Source organism: Bradyrhizobium sp. STM 3566, from assembly GCF_045571445.1.
GTDB lineage: Bacteria > Pseudomonadota > Alphaproteobacteria > Rhizobiales > Xanthobacteraceae > Bradyrhizobium > Bradyrhizobium vignae.
The window spans coordinates 3,088,911-3,114,520 of record NZ_CP120692.1; the positions used below are offsets into that span (position 1 = coordinate 3,088,911).

At 63.7% G+C, this 25,610-nt stretch carries 23 protein-coding genes and 1 pseudogene; 13 read left to right on the forward strand and 11 right to left on the reverse strand.

Going from position 1 to position 25,610, the window contains the following annotated elements:
* The first annotated feature begins 42 nt into the window (after window positions 1–42).
* The gene (locus P6U27_RS14825; RefSeq protein ID WP_162500234.1) at window positions 43–789 is read left to right on the forward strand and encodes a hypothetical protein; all 747 of its coding nucleotides are present in this window, start codon (window positions 43–45) and stop codon (window positions 787–789) included.
* Window positions 790–1,158: 369 nt separating this feature from the next.
* On the opposite strand, the gene P6U27_RS14830 is transcribed toward P6U27_RS14825, so the two are convergent.
* Window positions 1,159–1,818 carry a peroxiredoxin gene (locus tag P6U27_RS14830; RefSeq protein ID WP_122402757.1) on the reverse strand — a complete coding sequence of 220 codons (660 nt, stop codon included), beginning with the start codon at window positions 1,816–1,818 and terminating at the stop codon, window positions 1,159–1,161.
* A 393-nt stretch (window positions 1,819–2,211) separates the two neighbouring features.
* Between P6U27_RS14830 and P6U27_RS14835 the strand changes: the two genes are divergently transcribed.
* Window positions 2,212–2,784 carry a hypothetical protein gene (locus P6U27_RS14835; protein WP_122402758.1) on the forward strand — a complete coding sequence of 191 codons (573 nt, stop codon included), beginning with the start codon at window positions 2,212–2,214 and terminating at the stop codon, window positions 2,782–2,784.
* Window positions 2,785–2,840: 56 nt separating this feature from the next.
* On the opposite strand, the gene P6U27_RS14840 is transcribed toward P6U27_RS14835, so the two are convergent.
* A complete protein-coding gene (locus P6U27_RS14840) occupies window positions 2,841–4,694 on the reverse strand; it encodes an alkaline phosphatase family protein (protein WP_122402759.1) in 1,854 nt (617 codons plus the stop codon).
* 563 nt (window positions 4,695–5,257) lie between these two features.
* Between P6U27_RS14840 and P6U27_RS14845 the strand changes: the two genes are divergently transcribed.
* On the forward strand, window positions 5,258–6,793 hold the full coding sequence (locus P6U27_RS14845) for a DDE-type integrase/transposase/recombinase (RefSeq protein WP_407194264.1): 1,536 nt from the start codon (window positions 5,258–5,260) through the stop codon (window positions 6,791–6,793).
* 329 nt (window positions 6,794–7,122) lie between these two features.
* Here the strand turns inward: P6U27_RS14845 and P6U27_RS14850 are convergent, their stop codons facing one another.
* Window positions 7,123–8,085: an IS110 family transposase gene (locus tag P6U27_RS14850; RefSeq protein WP_244607735.1), complete on the reverse strand. Its 963-nt coding sequence runs from the start codon at window positions 8,083–8,085 to the stop codon at window positions 7,123–7,125.
* 259 nt (window positions 8,086–8,344) lie between these two features.
* Here P6U27_RS14850 and P6U27_RS14855 point away from each other — a divergent pair, with 259 nt between their 5' ends.
* Window positions 8,345–9,445 carry an IS4 family transposase gene (locus tag P6U27_RS14855; RefSeq protein WP_122402213.1) on the forward strand — a complete coding sequence of 367 codons (1,101 nt, stop codon included), beginning with the start codon at window positions 8,345–8,347 and terminating at the stop codon, window positions 9,443–9,445.
* Window positions 9,446–9,953: 508 nt separating this feature from the next.
* Window positions 9,954–10,952, forward strand: coding sequence for an IS110 family transposase (locus P6U27_RS14860; protein ID WP_122402735.1), 999 nt, complete (start codon window positions 9,954–9,956; stop codon window positions 10,950–10,952).
* 598 nt (window positions 10,953–11,550) lie between these two features.
* On the opposite strand, the gene P6U27_RS14865 is transcribed toward P6U27_RS14860, so the two are convergent.
* The gene (locus tag P6U27_RS14865) at window positions 11,551–11,829 is read right to left on the reverse strand and encodes a hypothetical protein (RefSeq protein ID WP_122402761.1); all 279 of its coding nucleotides are present in this window, start codon (window positions 11,827–11,829) and stop codon (window positions 11,551–11,553) included.
* A gap of 285 nt (window positions 11,830–12,114) precedes the next feature.
* Between P6U27_RS14865 and P6U27_RS14870 the strand changes: the two genes are divergently transcribed.
* Window positions 12,115–12,564: a hypothetical protein gene (locus P6U27_RS14870; protein ID WP_162500235.1), complete on the forward strand. Its 450-nt coding sequence runs from the start codon at window positions 12,115–12,117 to the stop codon at window positions 12,562–12,564.
* A gap of 119 nt (window positions 12,565–12,683) precedes the next feature.
* Here the strand turns inward: P6U27_RS14870 and P6U27_RS14875 are convergent, their stop codons facing one another.
* Complete coding sequence (locus P6U27_RS14875; protein ID WP_122402762.1) at window positions 12,684–13,526, reverse strand: GNAT family N-acetyltransferase; 843 nt, start codon at window positions 13,524–13,526, stop codon at window positions 12,684–12,686.
* Between the two features lie 100 nt (window positions 13,527–13,626).
* Here P6U27_RS14875 and P6U27_RS14880 point away from each other — a divergent pair, with 100 nt between their 5' ends.
* Window positions 13,627–14,331, forward strand: a complete 705-nt coding sequence (locus P6U27_RS14880) for an SDR family oxidoreductase (RefSeq protein ID WP_122402763.1) — start codon at window positions 13,627–13,629, stop codon at window positions 14,329–14,331.
* Window positions 14,328–14,676 (forward strand): annotated as a pseudogene (locus P6U27_RS14885) (outer membrane protein); the annotation flags it as partial. The gene P6U27_RS14880 and the pseudogene P6U27_RS14885, both read left to right, overlap by 4 nt.
* A 64-nt stretch (window positions 14,677–14,740) precedes the next feature.
* Here P6U27_RS14885 and P6U27_RS14890 read toward each other — a convergent pair.
* Entirely contained in the window at window positions 14,741–15,802 is a 1,062-nt protein-coding gene (locus tag P6U27_RS14890; protein ID WP_162500236.1) for a serine hydrolase, read from the reverse strand.
* A 283-nt stretch (window positions 15,803–16,085) separates the two neighbouring features.
* Between P6U27_RS14890 and P6U27_RS14895 the strand changes: the two genes are divergently transcribed.
* The 3 genes from P6U27_RS14895 to P6U27_RS14905 all read left to right on the forward strand — a co-directional run bounded on the left by P6U27_RS14895 (window position 16,086) and on the right by P6U27_RS14905 (window position 17,943).
* Window positions 16,086–16,466, forward strand: a complete 381-nt coding sequence (locus tag P6U27_RS14895; RefSeq protein ID WP_122406609.1) for a helix-turn-helix transcriptional regulator — start codon at window positions 16,086–16,088, stop codon at window positions 16,464–16,466.
* Between the two features lie 2 nt (window positions 16,467–16,468).
* A complete protein-coding gene (locus P6U27_RS14900) occupies window positions 16,469–16,960 on the forward strand; it encodes an SRPBCC family protein (RefSeq protein WP_162500237.1) in 492 nt (163 codons plus the stop codon).
* Window positions 16,961–17,676: 716 nt separating this feature from the next.
* Window positions 17,677–17,943, forward strand: coding sequence for a hypothetical protein (locus P6U27_RS14905; protein WP_122406611.1), 267 nt, complete (start codon window positions 17,677–17,679; stop codon window positions 17,941–17,943).
* Between the two features lie 10 nt (window positions 17,944–17,953).
* Here P6U27_RS14905 and P6U27_RS14910 read toward each other — a convergent pair whose 3' ends face one another.
* Complete coding sequence (locus P6U27_RS14910) at window positions 17,954–18,829, reverse strand: IclR family transcriptional regulator (protein WP_122402765.1); 876 nt, start codon at window positions 18,827–18,829, stop codon at window positions 17,954–17,956.
* A gap of 213 nt (window positions 18,830–19,042) precedes the next feature.
* On the opposite strand from P6U27_RS14910, the gene P6U27_RS14915 reads away from it, so the two are divergent.
* Complete coding sequence (locus P6U27_RS14915; RefSeq protein ID WP_122402766.1) at window positions 19,043–19,885, forward strand: hypothetical protein; 843 nt, start codon at window positions 19,043–19,045, stop codon at window positions 19,883–19,885.
* Between the two features lie 65 nt (window positions 19,886–19,950).
* On the opposite strand, the gene P6U27_RS14920 is transcribed toward P6U27_RS14915, so the two are convergent.
* The 4 genes from P6U27_RS14920 to P6U27_RS14935 form a co-directional block, all read right to left on the reverse strand.
* Window positions 19,951–21,162 (reverse strand): ABC transporter substrate-binding protein, encoded by a 1,212-nt coding sequence (locus P6U27_RS14920; RefSeq protein ID WP_122402767.1) that lies wholly within the window; start codon window positions 21,160–21,162, stop codon window positions 19,951–19,953.
* 15 nt (window positions 21,163–21,177) lie between these two features.
* Window positions 21,178–22,056: a fumarylacetoacetate hydrolase family protein gene (locus P6U27_RS14925; RefSeq protein WP_122402768.1), complete on the reverse strand. Its 879-nt coding sequence runs from the start codon at window positions 22,054–22,056 to the stop codon at window positions 21,178–21,180.
* Window positions 22,057–22,077: 21 nt separating this feature from the next.
* Entirely contained in the window at window positions 22,078–23,601 is a 1,524-nt protein-coding gene (locus tag P6U27_RS14930) for a bifunctional 3-(3-hydroxy-phenyl)propionate/3-hydroxycinnamic acid hydroxylase (protein ID WP_122402769.1), read from the reverse strand.
* Window positions 23,602–23,673: 72 nt separating this feature from the next.
* Window positions 23,674–24,465 (reverse strand): DNA-binding transcriptional regulator, encoded by a 792-nt coding sequence (locus tag P6U27_RS14935; RefSeq protein WP_122402770.1) that lies wholly within the window; start codon window positions 24,463–24,465, stop codon window positions 23,674–23,676.
* 146 nt (window positions 24,466–24,611) lie between these two features.
* On the opposite strand from P6U27_RS14935, the gene P6U27_RS14940 reads away from it, so the two are divergent.
* Window positions 24,612–25,595: a VOC family protein gene (locus P6U27_RS14940; protein WP_209296173.1), complete on the forward strand. Its 984-nt coding sequence runs from the start codon at window positions 24,612–24,614 to the stop codon at window positions 25,593–25,595.
* The last annotated feature ends 15 nt before the right edge of the window (window positions 25,596–25,610 follow it).

Sequence of the window (25,610 nt, forward strand, 5' to 3'; positions counted from 1 at the left end):
AGTGGAGCATTCAACCCATTTCTTTTCAGCACGGTGATGTCCATGACGAAAGCACGGCGTGCACTGCTCGGCAGGTCTATGAAGCCGGTCCGGATTGCCTGTATCAACTACGCAGAGGAGATGATGAGCGACCGAATGATGGGAAGGCTCACGGCGGCGCTCCAGAAATGCTACGACGAGCATTTCCTCCCCGTGTGGGGCTATCCCGTCGATCTCGACGTCACCCGCAAGCCGAAGCCGACGGACTGGCAGCTGGTCTATTTCGACGACGCCACCCACGAGAACTTCCTCGGCCGGCACGAGCTGACGCATCAGGGACAGCCGATATCGAAGATATTCCTGAAGACGCTCGGCGAGGACGAGCCGGTCAGCCTCGCCGCATCGCACGAGCTGTTCGAGATGGTGCTCGACCCCATGGCCAATCTGTGGGCCGACAAGACCCGGCACACCCAATATGCCTACGAGGTTTGCGACGCCGTGGAGGAGGAGTCGTTCATCGTCAGCGGCTTTCCGATGTCGAACTTCGTCTATCCGTCCTGGTTCGAGCCCTTCGAACATCCCCGCGGCACCAAGTTCGATCATATGGGGTCGCTCAAGGCGCCTTTCACGATGACCGAGGGCGGCTATGTGATCAAGAAGGTCAACGGCAAACGGGTGATCAAGCAGTTCGGCTCACCGGAAAAGCGGAAGCGCTTCAACGCCGAGGACCGGCGCGGCCATCGCAGTGAATTCCGCGATCCCAAGGGCAAGCACCATCCGGGCCGGCGCGCAGCGAAGCGACGAGGGTAGGCGTCTCCGGAGCCGTCTCCGGGCGCGCCCGCACCGCCTGCCAGGGCTGGCGGATCGGCTTCGCAGGTAAGCCTTCAGGGGGTCCTCGTTTACGTTTGGGAAAGTATTGCGGCAATGCGAACGGCCGCTTATGCGGCCGTGAGCCGATTGCACGAATATGCAGGAATTACGGGGGGCCGGCCGAGAGCCTGCATTTGAAGGCCTTGGTGGAGAGCTTCCTCGACCGCGTGTACGCGGCGCAATTCAGCCCGGTCATTCCGGGGCGGTCCGTAGGACCGAACCCGGAATCTCGAGATCCCCCGGTGCGCGATTGCGCACCTGAGGTCTGGTCCTTCGACTTTGGCGGCCGTTATACGCGACCGCCAAAAGTCACTTCGGCTGCGGCACGATGCGAATGTAGGGCTTCGGCTCCTTCCAGCCCTGCGGGTAGATCGTCTTGGCCTCGTCATTGGAGACCGAGCCCGCAATGATGACGTCTTCGCCCTGGGTCCAGTCGGCCGGCGTCGCGACGCGATGCTTGGCGGTGAGCTGCAGCGAGTCGATGGCGCGCAGGATCTCCTGGAAGTTCCGCCCGGTGGTCATCGGGTAGACCAGCACCAGCTTGATCTTCTTGTCCGGCCCGATGACGAAGACGTTGCGGACGGTCTGGTTGTCGGCCGGCGTGCGGGTGAGGGGATCGCCCGAGGTCGAGGCGGGCAGCATGCCGTAGAGCTTGGAGACGTTGAAATCGGTGTCGCCGATCATCGGATAGTTCGGCGCTGCGCCTTGGGTCTCCTTGATGTCCTCCGACCATTTGGAATGACGGTCGACCGGATCGACCGAGAGGCCCATCAGCTTGACGCCGCGCTTGTCGAACTCCGGCTTCAATTTGGCGAGAGCGCCAAGCTCAGTCGTACAAACCGGCGTGAAGTCCTTCGGGTGCGAGAACAAGAGTGCCCAGCTGTTGCCGATCCAGTCATGGAACTTGATCTTCCCTTCGGTAGTCTCGGCTTCGAAGTCGGGGGCGGTGGCGCCGATCGGAAGTGTCATGGTTCTACCTCATCATATTGAATTTGCTTGTGAATTAATGTCTGGCCGTCGTACCCAGTATAATGGCTTGGCGAGGCCAAGTGAACGCCAAGTGAACCGGCTCAAGTAAAATGTGAATTCCATCTTTGAACAGCCGATTTCCTAGCACCTTTCTGTTACAGCGGCGCCTGCGACGAAACATCTCCACGGGAGCCGCACGGGACTCGATTGCCCCGATAATGCCTTTTATCACTTCCATCACGCCCGCCCGGCGCGTCCTAGAACCAAATTGGTCCTGACCGCGACCAATTGGCAACCATCTAGAGAAGTCGCGATCCCCATATCGAATCGTTAACCACCCCTTTACGCCGGTATGAAAATGCTGGCCGATCAGAAGAAGTCTGGAAGTGCACTATGTCTGCCGCTGCGCCTAAGCCTACCGAGTCGTCGTCTCTAGAACCGTCCTGCCGCGACACCGCGGCCCATGCGCTGAGCATTGTGCGCGACGGCGTGATCACGGGCGAAGGCCCAACGACCAAGGGAAGGGTACATTTCTCCCGTTCGCTCGATGCCGACGACGCCGCCTGGTGCATGCGTATCCTGACCGCGACCGCCGTCAACGACCAGCCCGTCAGCCGCGCCGAGGCCGAAGTTCTGTTCGAGATCAACGAGGCCGCGACCGAACGGACTGACGGTGGCCGGTTCGACGACCTGCTCGCCAAGGCCGTTGCCCATTATGCCGCCAGCGCCTCGGGCCTGAAGGTGCCGCCGCGCAGCGTCGCGCTGTCCGCCGACACCGAGATCGAGAGCTGGGCGCCGTCCTATGCCTCCAAGGTCAACAGCGAGATGCTGGAGTGGATTGCCCGCCAGATGCGCGGCAAGCGCCAGAGCAACCGGCGCCTCATGGCGATGGTGGCGACCTTCCTGGGCGCCACCGCGCTGCCTCTGGCGGGCCAATTGCCGAACGTGTTCGACATCGGGATGTAAGAGACTGGGCATGTAAGATCTTGTGCGTCACTCGATGACGCGCGGGAACGGCGGGGTCATTTCCCCGCCGTTTTTTGTTTGACGGCGTCAGGCTCGAGTCCCAGCGTGCGCCCGGGAAAACCGGCGGCATCGAAATAGCGCTGGCTGCCGACGCGCTGGAAGTTCAGCACGGTCATCAGGCCGCCCTCGGCGGGCTTGGACTTCAGCGTGCCAACATAGGCCTTCGGTACGATGCCGTTGGGCATGGCCTCCGACATCACGCGGCCGATCAGGCCACCATTATGCGAGCCGCGCAGGCCCATGAGCTGGGCGGCCGTCATGCCGACGTCGGCATTGCTGACCGGAATCTCGTCGACATAGCCAGCTTTGAAGTCCGGCCCGATCGCGGCCATGAAGTTCATGGTGTCGCCCCGGCTGAAGCTGCCATGCATGCCCTGGCCCTGGCGCAGCACGGTGTCGGCCACCTGGACCGAGCAGTTGGTCGGCGCCTCGCCGCAATCGCTGGCATAGGAGCGGAAGTTGACGACGATCGACGGCGTCGGCGTCGCCGCCTTGCCACGCAGATTGATGCTCGACAGCGGCAGCGTCCCGGGGAAGCGGCCGAGCGAGTCCTCGACGAACAGGCCGGAGACGTAGTCCTGCTCGAGCAGCGCCTTGATGGTCTTCGCGGCGAGCTTCTTGTCCATGTTGGGGAGGTAGATCAGGTCGGAGCCGCCATTGGTGGCGACGACGAGATCGGGCTTCTCCGGATCCTTGCCGAGCACGCCGTTGCCGGCCTTGGGATGCTTGTTGCCCTCGATCTTCGCGTTCTTGTCGTTGGGATCGAACAGGGGCAGGTCGAGCGCCTTGGCGAGGTCGAGCGCCAAAAAGCCCATCGGCAGAAAGTCCTTCGGCGTGTCGTCATAGCTGATCTTGGCCGAGGGGCTGGTCTTGCTTTCCTTGGATATGGTCGAGAAGCCGTGGTCGGCCTGGATCATGATGTTGGTGCTGGCGGCGAGCCCGAGCTCGTCCAGCGCCTTGCGGATCGTGGCGAGGTTGTTGTCGGCGTTCTTGATACTCGCCATCGAGCTCGGGCCGTTGATGCCGGGCATGATCTGGTTGAGGCTGTCGCCCTGGTTGTGCTGGGTGCCGTCCGGGTCGCGCGACCAGAACACCAGCACGAACGGCTTGTTGCGCGCCTTGAACATCGGCAGCACCACCTTGGTGGCGACGTCGGCGAAATAAGCCTGCTGCGCGACGTTGGCGACCGTGGTGCCCGGCGTCTTGGCATCTCCCGCCTTGGAATTGTCGCCGCGCGGCGGCGTGGCGAGCGGCAGGCCGGCCTTGGTCAGCGCGTCCTTCACCTCATCCGACAGCGCCACACCATTCTTGCCGCCGGTGGAATCGTCGAACACGACCGAATGCAGGCCCGCCTTCTCGGGCTTGTCGGTGTGGTCGAACTGGTAGGTCGGGCCGACCTTGCCGATCGCGGCGGTGCTGAAGCCCTTGTCGCGGGCCATCTTCAGGATGGTCTCTTCGTTGAGGTAGTCGCCCCTAAAATGCTCGTCGATGTCACCGAGCACGGCATCGTTCTCGATGAACGGGACCACGGTGTCGCCGGCCGGCGCCGAGGTGTAGCCGGTCCAGATCGTGTTGGAGAACACGCCGGTGTCGCCGAGATAGTGGCCGGTCGACATTGCCGAGCCGTTGGCCATGGTGAAGGTCGGGAAGAGGGAGTGCGGGTTCTTGAAGTTGACGCCCTTGTCGCGGACCTCGGCCATTGCAGGGGCCGTCTCCGGCGTCACCTTCAGCGCGCGCAGGCCGTCCGGAATGAACAGGATCAAATTGCGGGGCGTGTTGTTCTGGGCCGAGGCAAGTCCGGTGGACAGGACCGTCAGCCCGGCGGACAGCAACACCAGTGAACGGCGCATCAAATCTCTCCCTGCGATGAGGCGGCTCGGCCGCGATCGCGGCTCCCAGCTTCGTTTAGTTTCGCTGCATGACGGTTTTGTTACAAGCCCTGTTGGGGATGCAATAGGGCTGGGAGGGGATGACGTTGATCTGGTGTCCCAGACGCGCTGCAGCGCGCAAGCGTCGCGGCGCAGAGCCGGGACCCAGCAGGCCGCGGCATTTGCTGCAGCATGGGCTCCGGCTCTGCAGTGCAGCGCTAGAGGGGCGCTGCGCTGCGTCCGGGGCACGAGGCCTGAATCTTCGCGAACGGCTGCCTCAACATCGTCATTGCGAGCGGAGCAATCCAGAAATGCATCCGCGAAAAGACTCTGCATTGCTTCGCTCCGCGCAATGACGGAGCAAGTGGCGCCGGCGTCGCTCTGCGGCCGGCATCTGAATTGTAGACACGCCTTCGCATCCTCGCGGCTCATCTCGCCCGAGCTTTGCTTCGTCGCCTCACCCCGCATTGCCTCAGTAAAAATGTTACCGGACAACTTCCCTGTCGTGTCTGGGGCGGAGCTGCCGAATCAGTTCGGTGGCGGGTATGGCAGGGAAGATCAGCATGCGCGCAAAGCGCGAGATCACATCAGCGCTGGTGGAGCGTTATCGGGCGAGCGGACGGCTCGAGAAGGCACGGATCCTGGACGAGCTGTGTGCCGTTACGGGATGGCATCGCAAGCACGCTATCCGAGCACTGTCGGTGGACGGGGCATCGGGATCGGCCGTGCCGCGGCGACGGAGCCGGACCTACGGAGCTTCCATTCGCGTTGCACTGATTGTGCTATGGGACGCCTCTGACCGGCTCTGCAGTAAGCGGCTCGTCGCGATGATCCCGTTTTTGCTTCCGGCTCTTGAACGGCACGGCAGATTGAAGCTTTCTGCCGATGAGAGGTCGAAGGTTTTGAAGGTGAGCGCGGCGACGATCGATCGCCTGCTGAGCGACGTAAAGATCGCAGCAGCCGGAGGACGCCGACGGCGGGCGGGCTTTTCCAGTGCCGTACGGCGGCAAGTCCCGGTGCGTACATTCAATGACTGGGGATCACCTCCGCCGGGGTACTGCGAAGCGGATCTGGTTGCGCACGGCGGCATGTCCGTATCCGGCGCGTTCATTCAGACGCTAACAATGGTGGATATCGCAACGGGGTGGACCGAATGCTTTCCGCTCGTCGTGCGTGAAGCAGCTCTTGTGGTCGAAGCTCTCGAGCGCGCGCAGAACCTATTTCCCTGGCCCGTTCGGGGGCTCGATTTTGACAACGACAGCGCCTTCATGAACGACATGGTCGTGTCGTGGTGCCGTTCTCACGATGTCGAAGTCACTCGTTCCAGGGCCTACAAGAAGAACGATCAGGCATTCGTTGAACAAAAGAACGGAGCTATCGTTCGCCGCCTGGTGGGCTACGGGCGGTTTGAAGGCATTGATGCTGCTCGCTCATTAGCTCGCCTGTTTGCGGCGGCACGGCTGCACATCAATTTCTTCCAGCCCTCGTTTAAGCTGAAGGAGAAGCACCGCGAAGGTGCCAAGATGATCAAGCGCTATCTTCCTCCCGCTACGCCGTACGAAAGAGCATTGGTCCACCCGAGGCTCAATGAGGCATTCAAAGGTCGGCTGCGGGAGATTTACCGGACGCTTGATCCGGTGGCATTGCTGGCACAGATGCGGGACGCTCAGAATGAGCTGGGTAAGCGCGTCGATCAACGGGCTGGAAAGCCAGCGATGACTGTCGCGCAGGGGCATGGCGACTTAGCGGCCTTTGCCCGAGAGCTCGGCGATGGTTGGAAACAGGGTGAGCAGCGGGGCATTCATCGTCGTCGCTATGTGCGGCGCAAGCCTGTGCCACGTCGGCCATCGATGCTCGACCCCTACATTCCCATCATCGAGGAATGGCTCGCCGCGGCTCCGCACTTGTCCGCGGTCGATCTTCTCTCCCGGCTGGAAGCGCATGCGCCCGGTCGGTTCAGCGGCCATCAGCGGCGCACGGTGCAGCGATTGGTGAAGAATTGGCGATCAAAGGCCGCTCGACAGCTCATCAGCAGCACAGAGATCACACTATCGGTCCAAGCTTCGCGCCTTCGTATTTAATCCTGACAGGTTCTTTCGCCGAAGCACCGCAAGCCGCTCGCTCGCTACGGCGCTCTGGAGGGCGCGCTTCGCGAGCGGCTTGCTCCGACTCGCGGCAGCCGATCCAGAAAGACACCAGGGTGCGCTTCAGTAACATTGTCATCTGAGGCAATATGCACCCTCAATTGAAAGAGCAACTGTGGCGAAGTAGCCCGGCGATCGGCCGGCCTCAAGGCTGGCGCTGGCGCGCCCCCGCCTGCGGCGGCTGACGGCCTTGACCCCGTCCGCTCACCGGTCTGTTGGCTTTGCATGCGCTCGGCCGAGGTCCGAGCGCGAGATAGGCGCGCTCGTCAGGCCACCCTGTATTTCTTCGGATCCCACGTCTCGCCGCGCGCGATCATGGTGTTGAGGATGATGATCAGCTTGCGCATGCAGGCGACGATCGCGACCTTTGGCGGCTTGCCCTTGGCAATCAGCCGTTCGTAGAAGGCCTTGAACACCGGATTGTTCAGCGTTGCGGCACCGACACAGGGCATGTAGAGGGCATTTCGCACCCAGCGGCGGCCACCCTTGATGCAGCGTTCACCTCGACGTTTGCCGCTATCATCGTCATAAGGAGCAACGCCCATCAACGCGGCGGCAACTTCGTCGCTCACCTGCCCCAGCTCCGGTAGTCCTCCAAGCAGCGCCATTGCGGTCCCCTCAGCAAAGCCTGGTACGCTCTGGATGATCTCGGCGCGTTTGGCAAAGTCCGGCGTTGTCTTGATCGTCGCCGCGATCGCGGTCTCGAGCGCGGCGATTTCGTCAGCCAGCTTCTTAAGAAGACGCGCGCGAGCCTTCTGAACAAGGGCCGGCGCCTCATGCTCCTTCTGCATTTCCAGGCGAGCCCTGACGTCAAGCAGGCCTTGGCGTCCCTTCACCAGTGCCTTCATCTCCTCGTGAGCGGGATTGTCGACTTGGCTGGGAGCCTCGCCGAATGTCTCGGCGAACCAGGAGATCATCTCCGCGTCGATCTTGTCATTTTTCGCAAGGCGTCCCGCCGATTCCGCAAAGTGGCGAACCCGTTTGGGATCGACGATCCGTACTTCCAGCCCTGCTTGGCGCAACGCCTTGGCCCATACCCGCTCGTAGCCGCCGCTTGCCTCCATCACTGCCTTGCCGACCTGATGCTTGCGAAGCCATGCAATCAAGCTCCGTCGCCCCGCCGCGGTTGTTGGGCAAGTCTTCCGTTCCGTTACGGTCCGAATGCACGCATCAATCTTGTCTTTAGCGACATCGATGCCGACGACAACCAGATCGTCTTGTGTCATCATCCACTCCCTTCCTTGCCTGGTACGGGCTCGCAGCCCTTGCAACTGTTCGGGTTCAGGAAGACACCGGAGCTGTCCCTTGCTCTTTAGCAGGCTCTGTCGCCTTTGGGCGCAACGGGCTCAGTTCCGGCAACGGGCGGTTCTGATCCAACCGCCCGTTGCCACATTCTGGCAGATTTCGGGGACACAAGGGCGCAGGGAAGACCGCATAGGCGTTAAGTTTGTTCTTGAGTGTTGGAATCACACGTGATTCCAAGGCGGGATGGCAGACGAATCGCTTCTGAACGAGGACTGGACGAGAGTGGTTACGCAGCTCGGCGGGGCTGCGCAGCTTGAAATAAGTGCGCGCCAGACGAAGGCTTTCGTGCGGCGGCGCCAAATTCCAGATGCGGTGGCGTTACTTCGGCTGATGCTGGCCTATTGTCTGGGTGAAAGAGGGTTGAGATCGACAGCCGCGTGGGCCGCTTCTGTTGGCCTTGCCGACCTCAGCAGCGTGGCGTTGTTCTATCGCCTGCGTCAATGTGGCGATTGGTTTGCAGTGCTGGTGGAGGGCTTGCTCGCTGCGGCAGCCCCGAAAGCGAGCCGAGGCCGCCTGATCCGCATTATCGATGCGACGACAGTGCCTCAGGCAGGACCGGCTGCGCGCAGGAACAGTGAGCTTTGGCGCGTTCATAGTGCATTCGATCTGCCATATGAGCGCTTTGGTCACTTCGAGCTGACAGATCAGCAAGAAGGCGAAACGTTTGACCGGATACCGGTGGTCAAGAACGAGATCCGCATTGCTGACCGCGCTTATCTACAACCTGACCGCATCGCCGCTGTGCGCGACGCCGGGGCAGACGTTTTGATCCGAGCGGGCTGGAAGAACGCACGTTGGCTTGATGCCAAAGGCCTTCCGTTCGATCTGATGGCCCAATTGCGTGCGGCGAAGGCGCACGGACTGATCGATCGGAGGATTTGGATCAAACGCAAGGACGGTGCGCCTCTGGCTATGCGTCTGGTCGCAGTCAAGAAGCCCGCCGGTGCAGTCGCGGCTTCGCGCCGTAAAGCCCGGCGCGACGCACAAGACGAAAACCGCGTCATCTCCAAAGAAACTCTGGAAGCCGCGGATTGGGTCATTCTGGTCACGTCGCTCGCGCGGGACGAGTTCTCCACCAAGGATGTACTCGCGCTCTATCGACTGCGATGGCGCATCGAACTTGGCTTCAAGCGACTGAAGAGTCTGATTGGTCTCAAGACGCCACCTGGAACCGATCCGCGCTCCGCCAAGCCCTACTTGCTGGCACACCTCTTGATCATCCTGCTGCTCGAGCCGCTTGCCCGCGACTTCGAGGACTCTCCCCGCTGGACGCAGGCCGCCTGACGGCACCTGGCGCTTGGCGTGTTTTGCAACAACTCGTTGCATCCTTGCTACAAGCGATCATTCCACAACCAACCATCCGTTGCTTTCGCCGCAGAAAGCGAGCGCTTGGGCGGCACCTGCGCGAGCCTCCTCGAAAACGTCCGTATCAATCGATGCTCGCGCTACCTTAACGCCTATGGGGAAGACCGGGAGCCGGTTGGCTCCCATCGACCGCCATGCCAAGAGCAGATTGCGTATGCTTCATGCACGGCGGAGAAACAGGGCAACCGGAGACATCCCGGCCTTCCCTGCGCAGTGGTTTGACGGCTTATGTCGTGCTCTTGTGTCCAGAAAATCTGCCAGAATGTGCGAACGGGCGGTTCTCGCAAAACCGCCCGTCGCTGGATCTGAGCCCGTTCGTGCTCAAAGGCCTTGAGCCTGTCGGGGAGCGAGGGACAGATCCGGTGGTCTTCCTCAACCCGAACAGTTGCATGGGCTTCGAGCCCGAACCGAGCAAGGAAGAGAGTAGATGATGGCACAAAACGACGTCCTTGTCGCTGGCATCGACGTGGCCAAGGACAAGGTGGATGTGTGCATTCGCTCATTGTCACAACGGCAGACGTTCGCGAGCAGCCCAGAAGGTCGGCGAGCGCTGATCCGCTGGCTTCGCAAGCACAAGGTCGGCAAAGCCGCCATGGAGGCTTCCGGTGGTTATGAGCGGGAGTGGGCCAAGGTGCTACGCCAGGATGGTATCGAAGGCTTGGTGGTGGATCCAAAGCGGGTGCGCAACTTCGCCAAATCGGCTGGACAGCTCGCCAAGAACGATCCGATCGATGCGGAGATGATTGCCTGGTTCGCCGAGACCTTCATTGAGGCAAGGGGGCAAGCCTACGATGCGGCACGCGAGAAGCTGGCGCAGATCGTGAGTGCGCGCCAGGCTCTGATTGACGTGCAGACGAGCTTGCGAAACAGGACGGAGCATTCCACTCCTGACGTCGTGCAGAAGATGCAAAATCGCCTGCTGAAGCGGCTCGCCGCCGAAATTGCCAAGCTGGAAGCAGCGATCGCAGCCCTGATCAAGACCACACCGCGTTTTGCCGAACTCGCCGAGATCATCGAGAGCGTACCAGGTCTTGCCGGGGGCACATCCGCCGGACTGATCGGGGCGATGCCGGAACTCGGCCAGATAGGCAACAAAGTGGCCGCGGCCCTGCTGGGTGCTGCGCCTTATGACGACGACAGCGGCAAACGTCGGGGCGTCCGTCATATCCAGGGCGGACGCCGCAAGGTCCGCAACGTCTTCTACATGGCGTCCATGGGAGCCGCGACCCGGCATAACCCCGTGCTCAAGGCCTTTTACGATCGCCTGATCGCCAAAGGCAAGGAGCCGAAGGTTGCGCTCACCGCCTGCATGCGCAAGCTGATCGTGATCCTGAACGTCATGATCGCACGCGGCGAGAAATGGGACGCCGGCCGGTACGAAGTGAGCAACTCCGCTCGGCTTCCGCCGAGCGCTTGCACGCCCTGAAGACCGGCGAGCGGACGGGGTCAAGGCCGGAAGCCGCCGGAGGCGGTGGCGCGCCAGCGCCAGCCTTGAGGCCGGCCGATCGCCGGGCTACTTCAACACAGTTGCTCCTCGGGGAGCGATGCACTATTGCCCCCGTCGCCTTGCGGATGGCTGATGCACGTGCCCGGTCGGGCCGCCACATCACCGCAACACTTGGCGCACAGACCCCGGGCGCCAGGACCACACGATTTTGCCGTACGCGAACCGCACCCGTCGTTGGCGCGAGGTCTTCGCTCACGGTTGCCCGCCCTGCAAAACCCTTCGCGCCGGTGCAACCCACGTCCACCGCCGTCCGGCCCGCGTTCGTGACGATCGCGATACGCCCCTCTTCCTTGGGCCGGATTGCGGCGAGACATACGTCGTTTCCGAATTTCGGTAAAGCGGAATATTTTTGGCCGGGTGCGTTGACCCATGGCTCGCGTGTTTTGCCCGACGGTCAACGCAAGGGATTGTGGCCGGGCTGTTCGATAAGGTGCGGCCGGCTGCGCAAGCAGCAGGACCGCTGACGCACGAAAGCCCACCATCCATTGCGGGCGGTGGGCCTTCGAGGCAGACGATCTTACCAGCGATAGCTGCCGGTCAGCGTGCCGTTGTTGTTGCCGTCAGGGCCGACATCGCCCTGCGTCGAGCTCGGGGTTGAATGGTTGGTGCCATTGAACGCACCGTAGGGCCTCGCGACGTCAGGATAGTACGCGCGCGGTTGAACCGGTTCGTAAGGGGCCGTGCGGTCCCAGCCCGCGCGCGGTCCATACCAGTCGTAGCCCTGCGCCGAGGCGGCCGCGGTGCCCGCGATGAGCGATGCCGCGATCAGGCAGAGGAGTTTTGACTTGTTCTGCATTGGAGATGCTCCTTGCTTGTGTTGAGGCCAACGGTTGCACTGCGGGAGCGTTCCGGCAGTATGGGCCGGTGAGCGATCAACTCCGATCAACTGGATATGAAGCGCCTGCCGCGGAACGAAGTGGCTGAAATGAGACGCGAATTCCGGGCATTCTGCTGCACGTTGCTTCCAGTTAACCGCGTGCCTTAACCAATAATTAATTATACGTTTGCGGGTGGGCGACAGCCCGGCCTAGCCTCTCGCGGGGAGCCGCTATCGCAAAGCCGAACGAGTGTGGTGCGTATCATGATTGTCAGATCACATGGGGCGTTGTTCGCCTCGCTCAGCGCAGCCGCGCTGCTCCTTAGCTCCAGCGACAGTTTTGCCAGACCGGCTGGCGCCGCGGCGCCCGGCGTCGTGACCGCCGCGCCGCCGGCTGCAACACGTCCGCCGATCGGGTCGGGCGCCCGGTTCCACCGCCGCAGCGCGCCCTGGGTCTATTGGCCGGGCGGCGGCGGATTCTTCTACGACGGCGCTGCTTCTTACAGCCAGCCCTTCGTCGATGCCGGCCAGCCGCTCTCCACCGACGTGCGTTACACCTACACCTACGATGTTCCCTGGGACTGGACGCACCGCTATCCGCCGAACGTCGTGCCGTCCGACCGGCCCTATGTACCGAGCTGCCCGACGGAGCAGGTGACGGTGCCCGGCCGCGGCGGCAGCGAGCACACCGTCAACATCATGCGCTGCTACTGAGCGGCGGGTTCCGCTCAGCTAAAGCGCGATGAGATTTGGATGAATCGTCATCGCGCTTTAGCTTGTTGTTTACGCATGATCTTTCCGGAAAACCGCTTCGCACTTTTCCGGATCATGCCTTAGCCCAGCTCGAAGCTGGTCACGCCGAAGATGCGGTCGATGCGCAGCGGCGGGATCGGCCCCGTGTACATCCGTGCCGTCTCGAATACCGGCTTGAGGCCGAGCTGCTCGGCGAGCGCGACGGCGCCAGGATTGACGGCGGGGACATCGAGGAAGACCTCGCCGCCGCCTGCGCTTCCCAGCAGAGCCTGCACGACCGCCTCCGCGGCCGCGCGATCGTCGGCGACGAGCGGGCCGATCTTGCAGCCCGTCCGGCACGGACGAATGAGGCCCCACGCGGCGAGCCTGCCATCGCGCAGCAACGCGCGGCCGACGTGACCGGGTGTGTTGATCCAGGCGCGCAGGAAGGCGCTGCGCCTGGCCGGGAAGACGGTGGCGTCATCGGCTTCAACAATGGCAAACGGGATCTCGTCGAGGCCGACGACCTCGGCAGACGATCTCGGTGGCGCGGTCACGACGCCGCCATAGCGGATATTGGCGTAAGCCAGCTGGAAGCCGGACTTTCTGTAATTCTCCTGCTGCGCGACGACACCATCGAGCCCGATGACGCGCGTGCCCGCATGCGCGATCGCCGCGTTCCAGATGCGCAGGCCATGGCCCGCACCGCGAAAGGGCTCGCGCACGATGTAGAAGCCGAGGAAGGCGAAGCGGTCGCCGTAATTGACACAGGAGACGGTCGCGACCGGCTCGCCGTCGATCTCGCCGACGAAGAAGCCTTGCGCATCGGGTATCGCGAAGCAGGCGGCGTCGGCAAGGCCTGGATTCCAGCCCTCTGCCGCGGCCCAGTCGATGGCGATTGTGATCTTCTCGGGGCGCAAATTGCGGATCTGCAAATCGCTCATGACGAACGCTCTCGGCGATGGACCTGACGGCAAGTCCGGCGGTAGAAGGCCTCATGATAGGCGGGGCCTGCGGCTCGCCTCAACACGGGGATGATTGATCATGGCAGCAGAGAAGGTTGCGCTCGTTACCGCCGGCGGCAGCGGCATGGGGGCGGGGGCTGCGCGACGGCTGGCAGCGGACGGGTTTCGCGTCGCGATTCTGTCGTCCTCGGGCAAGGGCGAGGCATTGGCTGCCGAGCTCGGCGGCATCGGCGTCACCGGCTCGAACCAGTCGAACGACGATCTGAAGCGCCTCGTCGACGCTGCGATGGCGAAGTGGGGACGGATCGACGTGCTCGTCAACAGCGCCGGGCACGGGCCGCGTGCGCCCATCACCGAGATCACCGACGAGCAGTGGCACACCGGACTCGACACGTATCTGCTGAACGTGATCCGTCCGACCCGGCTGGTGACGCCACTGATGCAGGCGCAGAAGGGCGGCGCCATCATCAACATCTCGACGGCCTGGGCGTTCGAGCCGAGCGCGATGTTCCCGACCTCAGCGGTGTTCCGCGCCGGTCTTGCCGCTTTCACCAAGATATTCACCGACACCTACGCCGCGGACAATATTCGCATGAACAATGTCCTGCCGGGCTGGATCGACAGCCTGCCGCAGCAGGACGCGCGGCGCGACAGCGTGCCGATGAAGCGCTACGGCAAGGTCGAGGAGATCGCGGCGACGATCTCGTTCCTGGCGTCCGACGGCGCAGCCTACATCACTGGCCAGAACATCCGCGTTGACGGCGGACTGACACGCTCGGTCTGACATACGCAACTTCGAATCGCATTGGCGCGGCCGCCGAGGTGAAGGGCAATTTCAACCTCACCGACACCTTCGCGGCCAGCGACGGAATCTAGGGCGATCCGCGATACACGCGTCGGCTGGACCGCGGGCGTCGGCACCGAATATGCCTTCGGCGGCGGCTGGTCGCTCAAGGCCGAATATCTCTATGTCGATCTCGGCCGCAGTACCCTGAACAGCACCAATCTGGTCGCGGGTGTGACATCATACCCCGGGAACGTCTACACCCACTCGGTCGACATCAAGTCGAACATCGTGCGCGTCGGCGTGAATCACAAGTTCGGTGGACCCGTCGTCGCCAGGTACTGAGCTTCATCCCGTTCCGGACCTGGCGTGGCAAGCCCCGGCTCGGCCGGGCTTTCCGTTTTGACGCTCAGCCGCCGTGCGGCGCGATCAGCTGCGCCAGCGCGGGCAGGATCTTGTAGCGCGCGATCTCGTGCGGGTACTCGCCGCGATTGGCGAGCAGGACGATGCCGATCCGCCGCGCCGGCACGAGACCGATATAGCCGGAGGCATTGTTGAGGCCGCCAGGCTTGTCGACGACGGTGACACCGGGCAGGCGCACCGTCTCCCAGGCCATCGCTTGCCCGAACCTGTCGTCGACGCGAAAAGCCTCACGCTGCGCCAGCCGCAGTGCTTCGCGCAGATGCGGATCGATCGCTCGGCCATCGACGCAGGCCGCTACGAATGTCGCGAGGTCGCGCGCCGAGGAGAACATCTGGCCGGTGCCGGGGAAGTCGAAATAGCTCTGCTGGTCGCCGATCGGACCGATCGCCATGCCTTGATCCGAATAGCCCTGGACCGCACGCTGCATCCAGTCCGCGTCCATGATGGCGCGATTGTCCTCGCCGCGTTCGGGGACGCAGGTTGCGGTCATGCCGAGCGGTCCGAGGATACGCTGTTGGAACAGGGGCGCGATCGGCATGCCATAGCGGCGCTCGAGCACGAGTTGAAGCAGAACGTAGCCGGCATGGGTGTAGACGCGCTGTCGGCCGGGGGCGACGCCGGGGGCCGGTGCGAACGCGTTCAGCATCCCGATGAACTGCGCGCGATCGTACTGCTCGTTCGGCCATGGCGGATGGTCGGTCGGCAGCAGCAGCCCCGAGGTGTGTGCGACGAGCTCGCCGACAGTGACGCGGCGGATGTACTCGCCGGTCAGCTCGGGAAGGTATTTCGGCAGGCGATCGTCAAGGCGCAGTTCGCCGCGCAGCGTGCCGAGCGCCACGAGTGTCGCCTCGAACGGCTTTCGCAATGAGGCGAGATTGAACAGCGTATCCGGCGTCACCGGTCGTTTGGCGGCATCATCGGCAAAGCCATAGGTGAAGAACTCGAAATGGCGGCCGGCATAAAGAGCGGCGGCGAGCCCGCCTGCATGGTCCGGCGTTGCGGTCGGCGCCAACTCGTTCGCGACGATGTCGCGCATCTGCGCGATCATGTCGGAATCCGCGAAGGCGCGGTGCGACCCGCCCAACGCGATCGCCAATGGAACGAGCGCAGCCCGGGCGAGAGCCCGGCGAGTGAGATGATACGGTTGAGTGACAATAGGCGGCACGTGTCTCGACGAACGATCATACGCCCCGAGCCTGTCTTTAACGGGAAATGCCCCGCGTCCCAATTCACGATTGCGCGTTGTGGGTTCCGCAGCGTGGGCTGAAATTACTTAGCTCACGAGCTAACAATTGTTTGACACGGCGCGAACCCGCTCTATAGTTAGCTCCATGGCTAACCAATCCTCCCGCCTCGACCGGATTTTCGCAGCGCTCGCCGACCCCACGCGGCGGGCGATCGTGATGCGGCTGTGTGCGGGCGAGGCGTCGGTCGGCGAACTCGCTGATCCCTTCGACATGGCGCTGCCGAGCTTCATGAAGCACATCCACGCGCTGGAGACGAGCGGGCTCGTTTTGTCGGAGAAATCCGGCCGCGTGCGCACCTGTCGCCTCAGCCCGGATGCGCTTGTCGGCGCGGAGGATTGGTTCCAGCAGCAGCGCGCGGTCTGGGAGGCGCGGCTCGACCGGTTCGAGGACTACGTGATGAAGCTCAAGAAGGAGAGGGCGGGCGCCAAGCGGCCGTCCCGAACAACCAAACGGAAAGGTTCCTGATAATGACGAGTTCTGCCAATCCCGCTCTGTCGCAATGGTCGCTCGACCGCGAGATCGTGATGTCGCGCGTGATCGACGCGCCGCGCGATCTGGTGTTCGAGGCGTGGTCCGACCCGAAGCATCTGCCGCAATGGTTCGGTCCGAAGGGATTCAAGGTCGAGACCTTCGAGATCGACGTGCGCGTCGGCGGCGTCTGGCGCTTCAACATGATCGGTCCCGATGGCACGGTCTATCCGAACCGCATGCGCTTCCGCCGCATCGAGCGGCCGTCGCTGATGGAGATGGATCATGGCCTCGACCAGGATGACGATCCCGGCATGTTCCGCTTCACCGTCACCTTTGCCGAGCAGAGCAACGGCAAGACCGTGCTGATGATGCGCCAGCTGGCCTCGAGCAACGAGCAGCGCGACGGCATGATCGGCTTCGGTGCCGTCGAATACGGCTACCAGACGCTGGATAAGCTGGCGGCGTATGTGGCGGGGATGAAGGGATGAGACGAGCTGATCGTTCGGGGGATCGCCGCTTCGCATCATCCCCGAACGACGGATGACCACCCTGAACGCGCTCAAGATTCATCCTTCAGCAGCTCGAAAAATGGATGCGGCTCCGGCGGAGAGGATTCGCCGGGGCCGCATTCGCGCGCGGCCTTCGGTCGTGATCGACGTTCGATGCAGCCTGTCGATGGTGCGGCTAGCGCCGAGGGACGTTGCCGCTAGACGGCGGAGTCATCTCGTTGCGCATGCCCCTAGGGCTGGAAGCGCCTTGTCCGCCGCGCTCAACATGGCTGATGTCGCCACCGCCGCCAGTTCCTGAAGTTCCGGCGCCACCATCACCCGAGGATGCGCCGGTTCCGGCTCCTGCGGCGCCGGCGCTACCTGCACCTGCACCTGCGCCTCCAGCCGCACCTGCGCCCGCACCGGCGCCGCCACCGGCTCCGCCGCCGGCGCCGCCCGCACCTTGCGCGAATGCTCCGCCCGAAGCCGCGGCTAGTATCGCAGCTGTGATGATTGTCAGAATCGTCTTGCGCATGTCGTTTCTCCGTGAGGTTCAAGACGGACCAATCACGCGCGTCGCCAACCGTTCCTGCGCTTGCCGATGTGAAGGCGCGGCAATGTCGTCAGATCGCCCGGTCCGAAAATCGGAACACTGGCGCCGGAGTCCGTCCCGCGCCGCCGGTAGGAACGATCGTGGCCCTCCGGCTTTGCCGATGATGACGCACATCATGTTCAGCGACTACCGCAATCCCGCCGCGGAGCAGGCTTACGAGATCGCCTGGGACTTTCTCGTGCGTACGGGCGCCATCTGCGACGAATTCGAGGCCTGCGTGTTCCTGGCGCAGCGTATCACGAGGATGGTCGAGGAGGGGCAGACGAACCGGATCCGCATGGCCAACCGCGCGATCTCCGAATATCAGCGCCATGTCGGCGAACGCGACGACTTCATCCGCAGCGGCGGCCGCCGTGCCGGAAGACAATGAACCCCAAGGTTCATGTCCTCTTGCTTTGCTTGCGTGTCTCAACCGCCGGTCCCTCCTGCCCGACGATGGTGCGGATACCGTCAGCGAGCGCCGCGATGCGCGGACCGATCTCGCCCTCGAGTTGTCCTGGCTGCAGCCGGAACGCGGGGATGCCGCAATTGATCGAGAACGACTGCTTCGATTCGCGCACATGAAACAGCGGCGCAGCGACCGCATGGATCGAAGCCATGTACTCGCCCAAGCAGGAGCAGAAGCCGCGGCTTTTGCATTGTGCAATCCCGGCGCGGTATTTGTCGCGAAAGGCCGACCATAGCCCGGCGTCTTCGGCGGCGATGTTCCGTTCCAGCCGGTCTGCATCGGCCGGCGGCAAGGTCGCCGCCGCTGCGCGACCCATGGCGGTCATCACGATCGGAATGGGCATGCCGATGTCGGGCACGTGCGGGCCGACATCGCCGGAGCGCGCGGTCTCGACATAGATCATCGAGGTGGCGTCGAGCAGGCCGATCGAGACCGTGCCGCGAACGCTGTGCGCCAGCTCCTGCATCATGGGCCGCGCCACTTGGCGGAATTGCATTCCGGCAAGCAGAGGGTACGCCATCCGCAGCGCCCGCGCACCGACGCGGTACTTCGCCCGCTCGGCGTCGTAGCGGAGGTAGCCAAGCTCGGCCAGCGTGTGGGTCAGCCGCGCCACCGTCGGCCGCGGGATGCCCGTCAGCGTCGAGAGCTCCATGTTGCCGAGCAGCGTGCTCCCCGCCTCGAAGGCCTCGAGCACGACGAGCCCTTTTGCCAGCGTGGTGGCGAAAGCGGCGTCATCGGTGCTCTCCGCCAGCACTGCGGCGGCGGAGGAGAGCGGACGTCGCGGCTTGGATGAGTCAGTCGGGACCATTCCTAATTATCGGACTGGCAGGTCATTCTTGTCCAATAAATTCGCAGAAGACGCATAGATTGTCCGAAAAGTGGACAGAGGCTTGCATTTCACCATTCCGCTGGAGGACGCGCTTGACCGACCGACCACACAAATTGTTGTCGTGATTGCATGTCGTCTTGTGACAGGATTATTACGACGGCATGTCAGGTCGATGATTTTGCGGAGCGGTTCATGTTGCAGTGGCAGGCGCGGTCAAATCCCCTCGCGTGGTGGTGGGGATCCCTCACGCTTGTGAGCAGCGCCAATATTCTCGTCTGGTTCATGCTCTATCGCGAGTTCTACCCGACACCTTCGGCCAGCCTCAGTGGCGGCTCGGATATCGGGCTGATGTTCCTGCTGTGCGCCGGCTATGTGTTCGGCTGCGCCTTCCGTTCGGTGCTGCCGCGCGCCGACGTGCAGCGCATCTGCCTGTTCGACACCTGGCTCTCCAGCGTCTTCGTCGGACGCTCGGTTGCGACCGTGGCCGAGGTGTGCTTCGCCGCGCAATGGGCGATCATCCTGCATCAGCTCGGCACCATGACCGGCGCGGAGACGGCGGTGAACATCGCGCTCGTGATCGTGCCCATCATCATCATCGCCGAGTGCTTCTCCTGGTACGCTGTGGTCACCACCAATTATCTCTACAACGCGATCGAGAATTCGCTGTGGGCGGTGACCTTCTTCCTCGCCGGCATCGCTCTGTGCCGCCTGATGCCGGAATTCCAGGGCGTGGTGCGCTGGGCGCTGATCGCTGGCATCGTCGGGATTGCCTGCTTTCTCGCCTTCCTCGTCACCGTCGACGTGCCGATGTATCTCAGCCGCTGGCGGGCAGGGCATCAAGAGGGCAACAAATTCCTCGGGCTCGTCGAAGGCCTGCACGACGTCGCGACACGTTGGGTGGTGACCCACGACATCGCGCATTGGAAGGGCGAGCTGACCTGGATGTTCCTCTATTTCAGCGCCGCCGTCTGGTCGAGCCTCGCGCTCTGCGCACTCTATGCCATGGAAGGCTATCTGGCGCGTTATCTCGCCTGACGGTCAGATTCGTGTTTGACGCGTTTTCTTGACGCGAACCGGCATCCACTGCGCTTGAAAACGCTTTACTTGCCGACCAGGCTGCATTTGCTACGATCGAGCGGACGAAAGGCTTGGTCCGGCGGGATCGTCGCGACCAGCTTGACGAAGTCCCACGGGCCCCTGGATTCCTCCGGAGTCTTGACCTGCACCAGATAGAGATCGTGCACCATGCGTTGGTCCTCGCGAATGCGGCCGTTAGTGGTGTAGGCGTCAGATACCGGCATCGCCCTCATTTTGGCCATCACGACAGGGCCCTCGTCGGAATCGATGTCCTTCACGGCTTGCAGATAGTGGCGCACGGCGGAATAGACGCCGGCCTGGATCTGCGACGGCATCGCCTTGCGGCGAGCATAGAACGCATCGGAGAATTTCCGGGCTGCCGGCGAGACATCCTCGAAGAACGAGGTGACGATGAGATCACCGCGCGTGGCCTTCAGGCCCACGGCCTCGATGTCAACGTTCTGGAACGACATCGGCACAATCTTCATGCCTTGATCGGCGAGCCCGAACTCCTCGGCCTGCTTGATCGCGGTTGCGTTATCGCCGGCAACGTTGATGGCCAGGATCTTGGCGCCCGACGACTGTGCCTGGAGCAGGAATGAGCTGTAATCGGGCGTGCCGAGCTGCGCTTTGACGCTGCCGGCGACCTTGCCGCCGAGCGCGGCGATGCGGTCGCGCGCGGTCGCCTCGATCGAATGGCCGAAGGCGTAGTCGCCGGTGATGAAGAACCAGGGCTCCTTGCTGGTCTGCATGATGCCGGAGACCACGGCGGTCGCCGTGGAATAGGCGTCCTGGGTCCATTGCACGCTGGTTGGGGCGCACGCTTCGTCAGTCAGCTGGTTCGCGCCGGCGCCGGAGACGAGGAATATCTTGCCGTTGCCGCGCACCAGCTCTTGCACCGCAAGTGCCGCGCCGGAGCTGCCGCCATCGGCGATTGCCTGAACCCCGTCGCTGAACCACTTGCGCGCGAGGGATGCGGCGAGATCCGGCTTGTTCTGGTGATCGGCCTGCAAAATCTCGATTGGCTTGCCCTTGATCTTGCCGCCGAACTCCTCCGCGGCCATCCGCGCCGCTTCGACCGAGCCCGGGCCCATGGCGGTCGCGAACACGCCGTTCATGTCGGTGAGGACGCCGATGCGGATGGCGTCGCCCTTGATCTCGGCCCGCGCAGCGGAGCCCGCGAGAGCGAGTGTAATCAGCAGGATTGCGGGGGAGGTGGTGCGGGTCGTGCCCATGGCGTTTCCTTAAGTCTATCGTTGATTGATCGGTGTTGACGGTCGAGCTGGTTCGGCGATCACCGTGTTGCGCAAGGTGCCGATGCCGGAAATCTCGACTTCGACCGTGTCGCCGGGGCGCATCCACAGCGGCGGTGTGCGCTTGGCGCCGACACCGCCCGGCGTGCCCGTAACAATGACGTCGCCGGGCAAGAGTGGGCAGATGGTGGAGATGTAGGCGATCAGCTCGGGGATGGCGGTGATCAGGAGATCCGTCGTGGTGTCCTGCACGACGTTGCCGTTCAGCCGGGTCTGCAGGGTGAGCTTTGAAGGATCGGGAATCTCGTCCGTCGTCACCAGCCACGGACCGAAACTGCCGCTGTCGGCAAAGGTCTTGCCGGCGAGGAATTGACTGGTGTGGCGCTGCCAGTCGCGGATGCTGCCTTCGTTGTAGCAGGAATAGCCGGCGACGTAGTCGAACGCGCGGTCGGCCGGAATGTGACGGCCCGCCTTGCCGATCACGAGCGCGAGTTCGCCTTCATAGTCGAAGTCGTCGCTCACTTTCGGCTTCACAATGGGCTGGAAATGGCCGACCTGGCTACAGGCGAAGCGGGCAAACAGGGCCGGCTTTTCGGTGATGGTACGGCCGGTCTCGGCCACGTGATCGCGATAGTTGAGGCCAACGCAGATGATCTTGCCGGGATCGGGGATCACCGGCGCGAAGCTGATCTTGTCGAGCGAATGATCGGGCGCCACGGAGACGGCCAGCCTTGCCGCCTCGGCGAGGCGTCCGGCTTCGAGCAGCTGCCGCAGCGTGCTGCAGGCCGGCATGCGGGCGCCGAGATCGACGACGCCATTGTCCTTGAGGGCTCCGAAGGAGGCGCGTCCGTCGGCGATGAATGAGAGCAGCTTCATGAGATGTCCTTGTGGGTTCGATCAGGCCGCGGACGGCGTCTGGGCTGAAGGAATTTGGGTTTCAGGAATGACCGCGGCGGCGAGCCGCTCGAGCTCGGTCTCGTTGCGGGCGGTGCCGCGGATGTAGCGGTCGGGACGAACCAGTGCGGCGATGATGCCGCGTTCGCGCAGCCAGGGTCCGATGCCTTCGGCATCGTCACTGGTGAGGATCTCGATCCCGGCCTGCGACAGCGCCAGGTGCGACGGCAGTGCGGCCGCGGTCTCGACAAGCAACACATGATGGTAGCCGGTCCGGTCGTCGCTGCGGCGCTCGTCGCCGAGCATGAATTGCGGTGCGAGATGTCCGGCGAGCGGCAGGTCGCCGAAAGCGAGTCCGGGGCCGAGCAGCGGCTTCTTCACTTCCAGCCTGACCGGCGCGTTCTCGCGCGCTTGTCCGGCTGCAAGGCCGGCCTCGATCGCCTTGGTGTTGATGACACCGCCGAGGCGAATGGCGAGCTCGATGAACTCGCGCACGTGCGGCAGCCGTTCGCTCTGATAGGTGTCGAGGAGATCGGAGCTCGCTTCGCCGCGGATGACGCCGGCGAGCTTCCAGGCGAGGTTGGCGGCATCGCGGATGCCGGCGCACATGCCCTGGCCGAGGAAGGGCGGGGTCTGGTGCGCGGAATCGCCGGCAAGCAGCAGCCGGTCGTTGCGCCATTGCTGAGCGATGACGGAATGAAACGTGTAGACCGCGGCGCGCTCGAGTTCGGCATCGTCGGGGGTGACCCAGCGCGACAGCAGCTCCCAGACCTTTGCCGGCTGCGCCACCTCCTGGGAATCCTCATGCGGGAGCACGGTGATCTCCCAGCGCCGTCGCGTGCCGGTGCCGCGCACGTAGGTTGCCGGCCGCCGGGGATCGCAATGCTGGAGGCTGTAGTCGCCGAGGTCATCGCGCGTCCGCTTGAGCAGGACGTCGATCACGAGCCAGCGCTCGTGGAAGCCGAGATCGTCCATCCCCGAGCCGATGAAGCGGCGAACGAGAGAACGGGCGCCGTCGCAGCCGATCACGTAACCGGCGCGGATATCGCTGAGCCTCCCGTTGGAGAGGTCCTCGTAGCGAACGCGCACGCCGGCCGCGTCCTGGTCCAGCGCGAACACGTCGCAGCGGCTGCGCAAGGTGACGTGCGGCCAGCGGGCGAGGCCGGCGATCAGCACGTCCTCCAGATCGGGCTGGTGGAAGCGGTAGCTGAGATGCCAGCCCATCGGCGTCAGCGTCTGCGGACGGGACCAATCCAGCAGCATGCGGCCGGCTGCATCGAGAAAGAGCATGCCGGGACTGAGAATGACATGCGGCAGGATCGCATCGGCAAGCCCGATGGTCTGGAACACGCGCATGCATTCATCATCGAAATGCACCGCGCGCGGCAAATGATAGGTGCGCGCCTCGCGCTCCAGCACCAGCGTCCGCACGCCGCACAGGCCGAGCAGGTTGGCGAGCGTGGCGCCCACCGGGCCGCGGCCGACGATGACGACGTCAAACTCTTCAGGGGCGGATTTATCTTGCATGGGGTATCTCTTCCCCAAGCAGGGCCGGACCTTCAACGCCGGCGCGCCAACTGTCCGCCCAGCGGACGGCCTCTATCCCGCGACAGGGATGGCGGACGCCGTTTCCAGCAGCTGGCTCGCGAACTGCGCGACCGCTTCCTCGATCCCCAGCGCCGAGCGGATCCAGATGATTGAGATGCAGCCGAATACGCTGCCGTCCCGCACGATGGCAACGGCAATCGAAGCCGTCTTGGGATTGTATTCGCCCTCGCTGCGGATTGCGTAACCTCGCGCGGCAGTCTCGGCGATCATGCGGTCGAGCCGGCCCTGGTCGAGGAAGGGGCGGTCGTCGGCCTCATCGATGCGGCGGAGGTGATTGATGATGAGATCGCGTTCGCGCGCAGGGCACGCGGCGAGATAGGCGCGGCCCGCAGACGTGCGCAGCATCGGCAGGCGCTTGCCGATCATGCCGCGATCGATCGAGAGCGGGCTGCGCGAATGCGTGGTCTCCTGCACGACCATCGCCGCGTTCTCATAGGTGGAGAGATCGACCGGCCAGACCAGTTTCTTGCTAAGATCGGCGAGATAAGGTGCCGCCGCCTGGCAGATCACCACTCCGGGATCATAGCCGTCGCCGAGGCTCAGCGCGCGCCGGGTGACTCGAAATCGGTCATCGCTGGCGCTGCGGGCGATATACCCGAGTTCCTCCAGGGTTTCGAGCAGGCGGTAGACGGTGGGTCGGGGCAGGTCGAGCGCGCGGGCAACGTCGCCGGCGCGGATGCCGCCGGAGCGGTTGACCTCGTGCAGCACGTCGAGCCCGCGCTTGAAGGCGCGGACGCCCTCGGATTGCCGCGGCTGGCCGTTCCGCGTCCGCACCTTGGACACCTTGTATTTCCTCCCTTGTGGCGCACGGCTGCGCGATTATCGTCTTCGAGCGCGAAGCGATTGCGGGGACGTTACCGTAGGATCGTGCGCGGCCGGTATCAAGCTCGCCGCAGTGCAGCGGGTGCGATGCCCTTGGGAGAACGTCGATGGAAATCACCGCGCTCGGCTATATCGGGATCAACTCGTCGCAGCTCGACCAATGGAGCCGGATGGCGACCGGGCTGCTCGGCATGCAGCAGGTCGATCGCGGCGGCAGGATGCGCGCCTTCCGCATGGACGACCGCAAGCAGCGGCTGATCGTCGACGGCAGCAGCGATGCGGGGCTGGCCGTGATGGGCTGGGAGGTGCCGTCGACCGCTGAACTGGATCGGTTGGCGGGCCGGCTGGAAAGCCACGGCGTCAAGGTCGCGCGCGGCTCGCGCGCGCTCGCCGACGAGCGGCATGTCGCCGAGCTGATCGCGTTTGCCGATCCCGCCGACAACCGGCTGGAAGCCTTTTGCCGGCCGGAGCTTGCGAGCGAGCCGTTTAGGCCGGGCCGGCCGATCTCGGGTTTCCGCACCGGAGCGCTTGGCATGGGGCATGTCGTGCTCAACGTCGAGGACGTCGAGCCGCTGTTGCCGTTCTATCGCGACGTGCTCGGCTTTCACGTGTCCGATTTTGGGCTGAAGCCTTACGGGCTTTATTTCTTCCACGTTAATGGCCGCCACCACTCCTTTGCGATGGTCGGCTCGGGACGGAAGGCGATGCATCACTTCATGGTCGAGCTCGGCAGCCTCGATGATGTCGGGCAGGGCTACGACCTCGCGCAAATGGACGAGGGGCGCATCGCCTACACGCTGGGTCGGCACACCAATGACCACATGACCTCGTTCTACGTAAATACGCCGTCCGGCTTCTTCATCGAATACGGCTGGGGCGGACGCGTCATCAATCCCGAGACCTGGCAGCCGCACGAGACCTTTGATGGGCCCTCCCTGTGGGGCCACGAGCGGCTCCATGTGCCCGAAGAGCAGCGCAAGCGATTGCGCGACATGCGACTCGATGCGGCCGCGCGCGGCGTGCGCGTCGCCGACCCGCGCGTGCCACCTCTGAATTGCGCATGGCTGGATTCGGTGATCGCACGCGAATGATCTGCGGCAGCACGG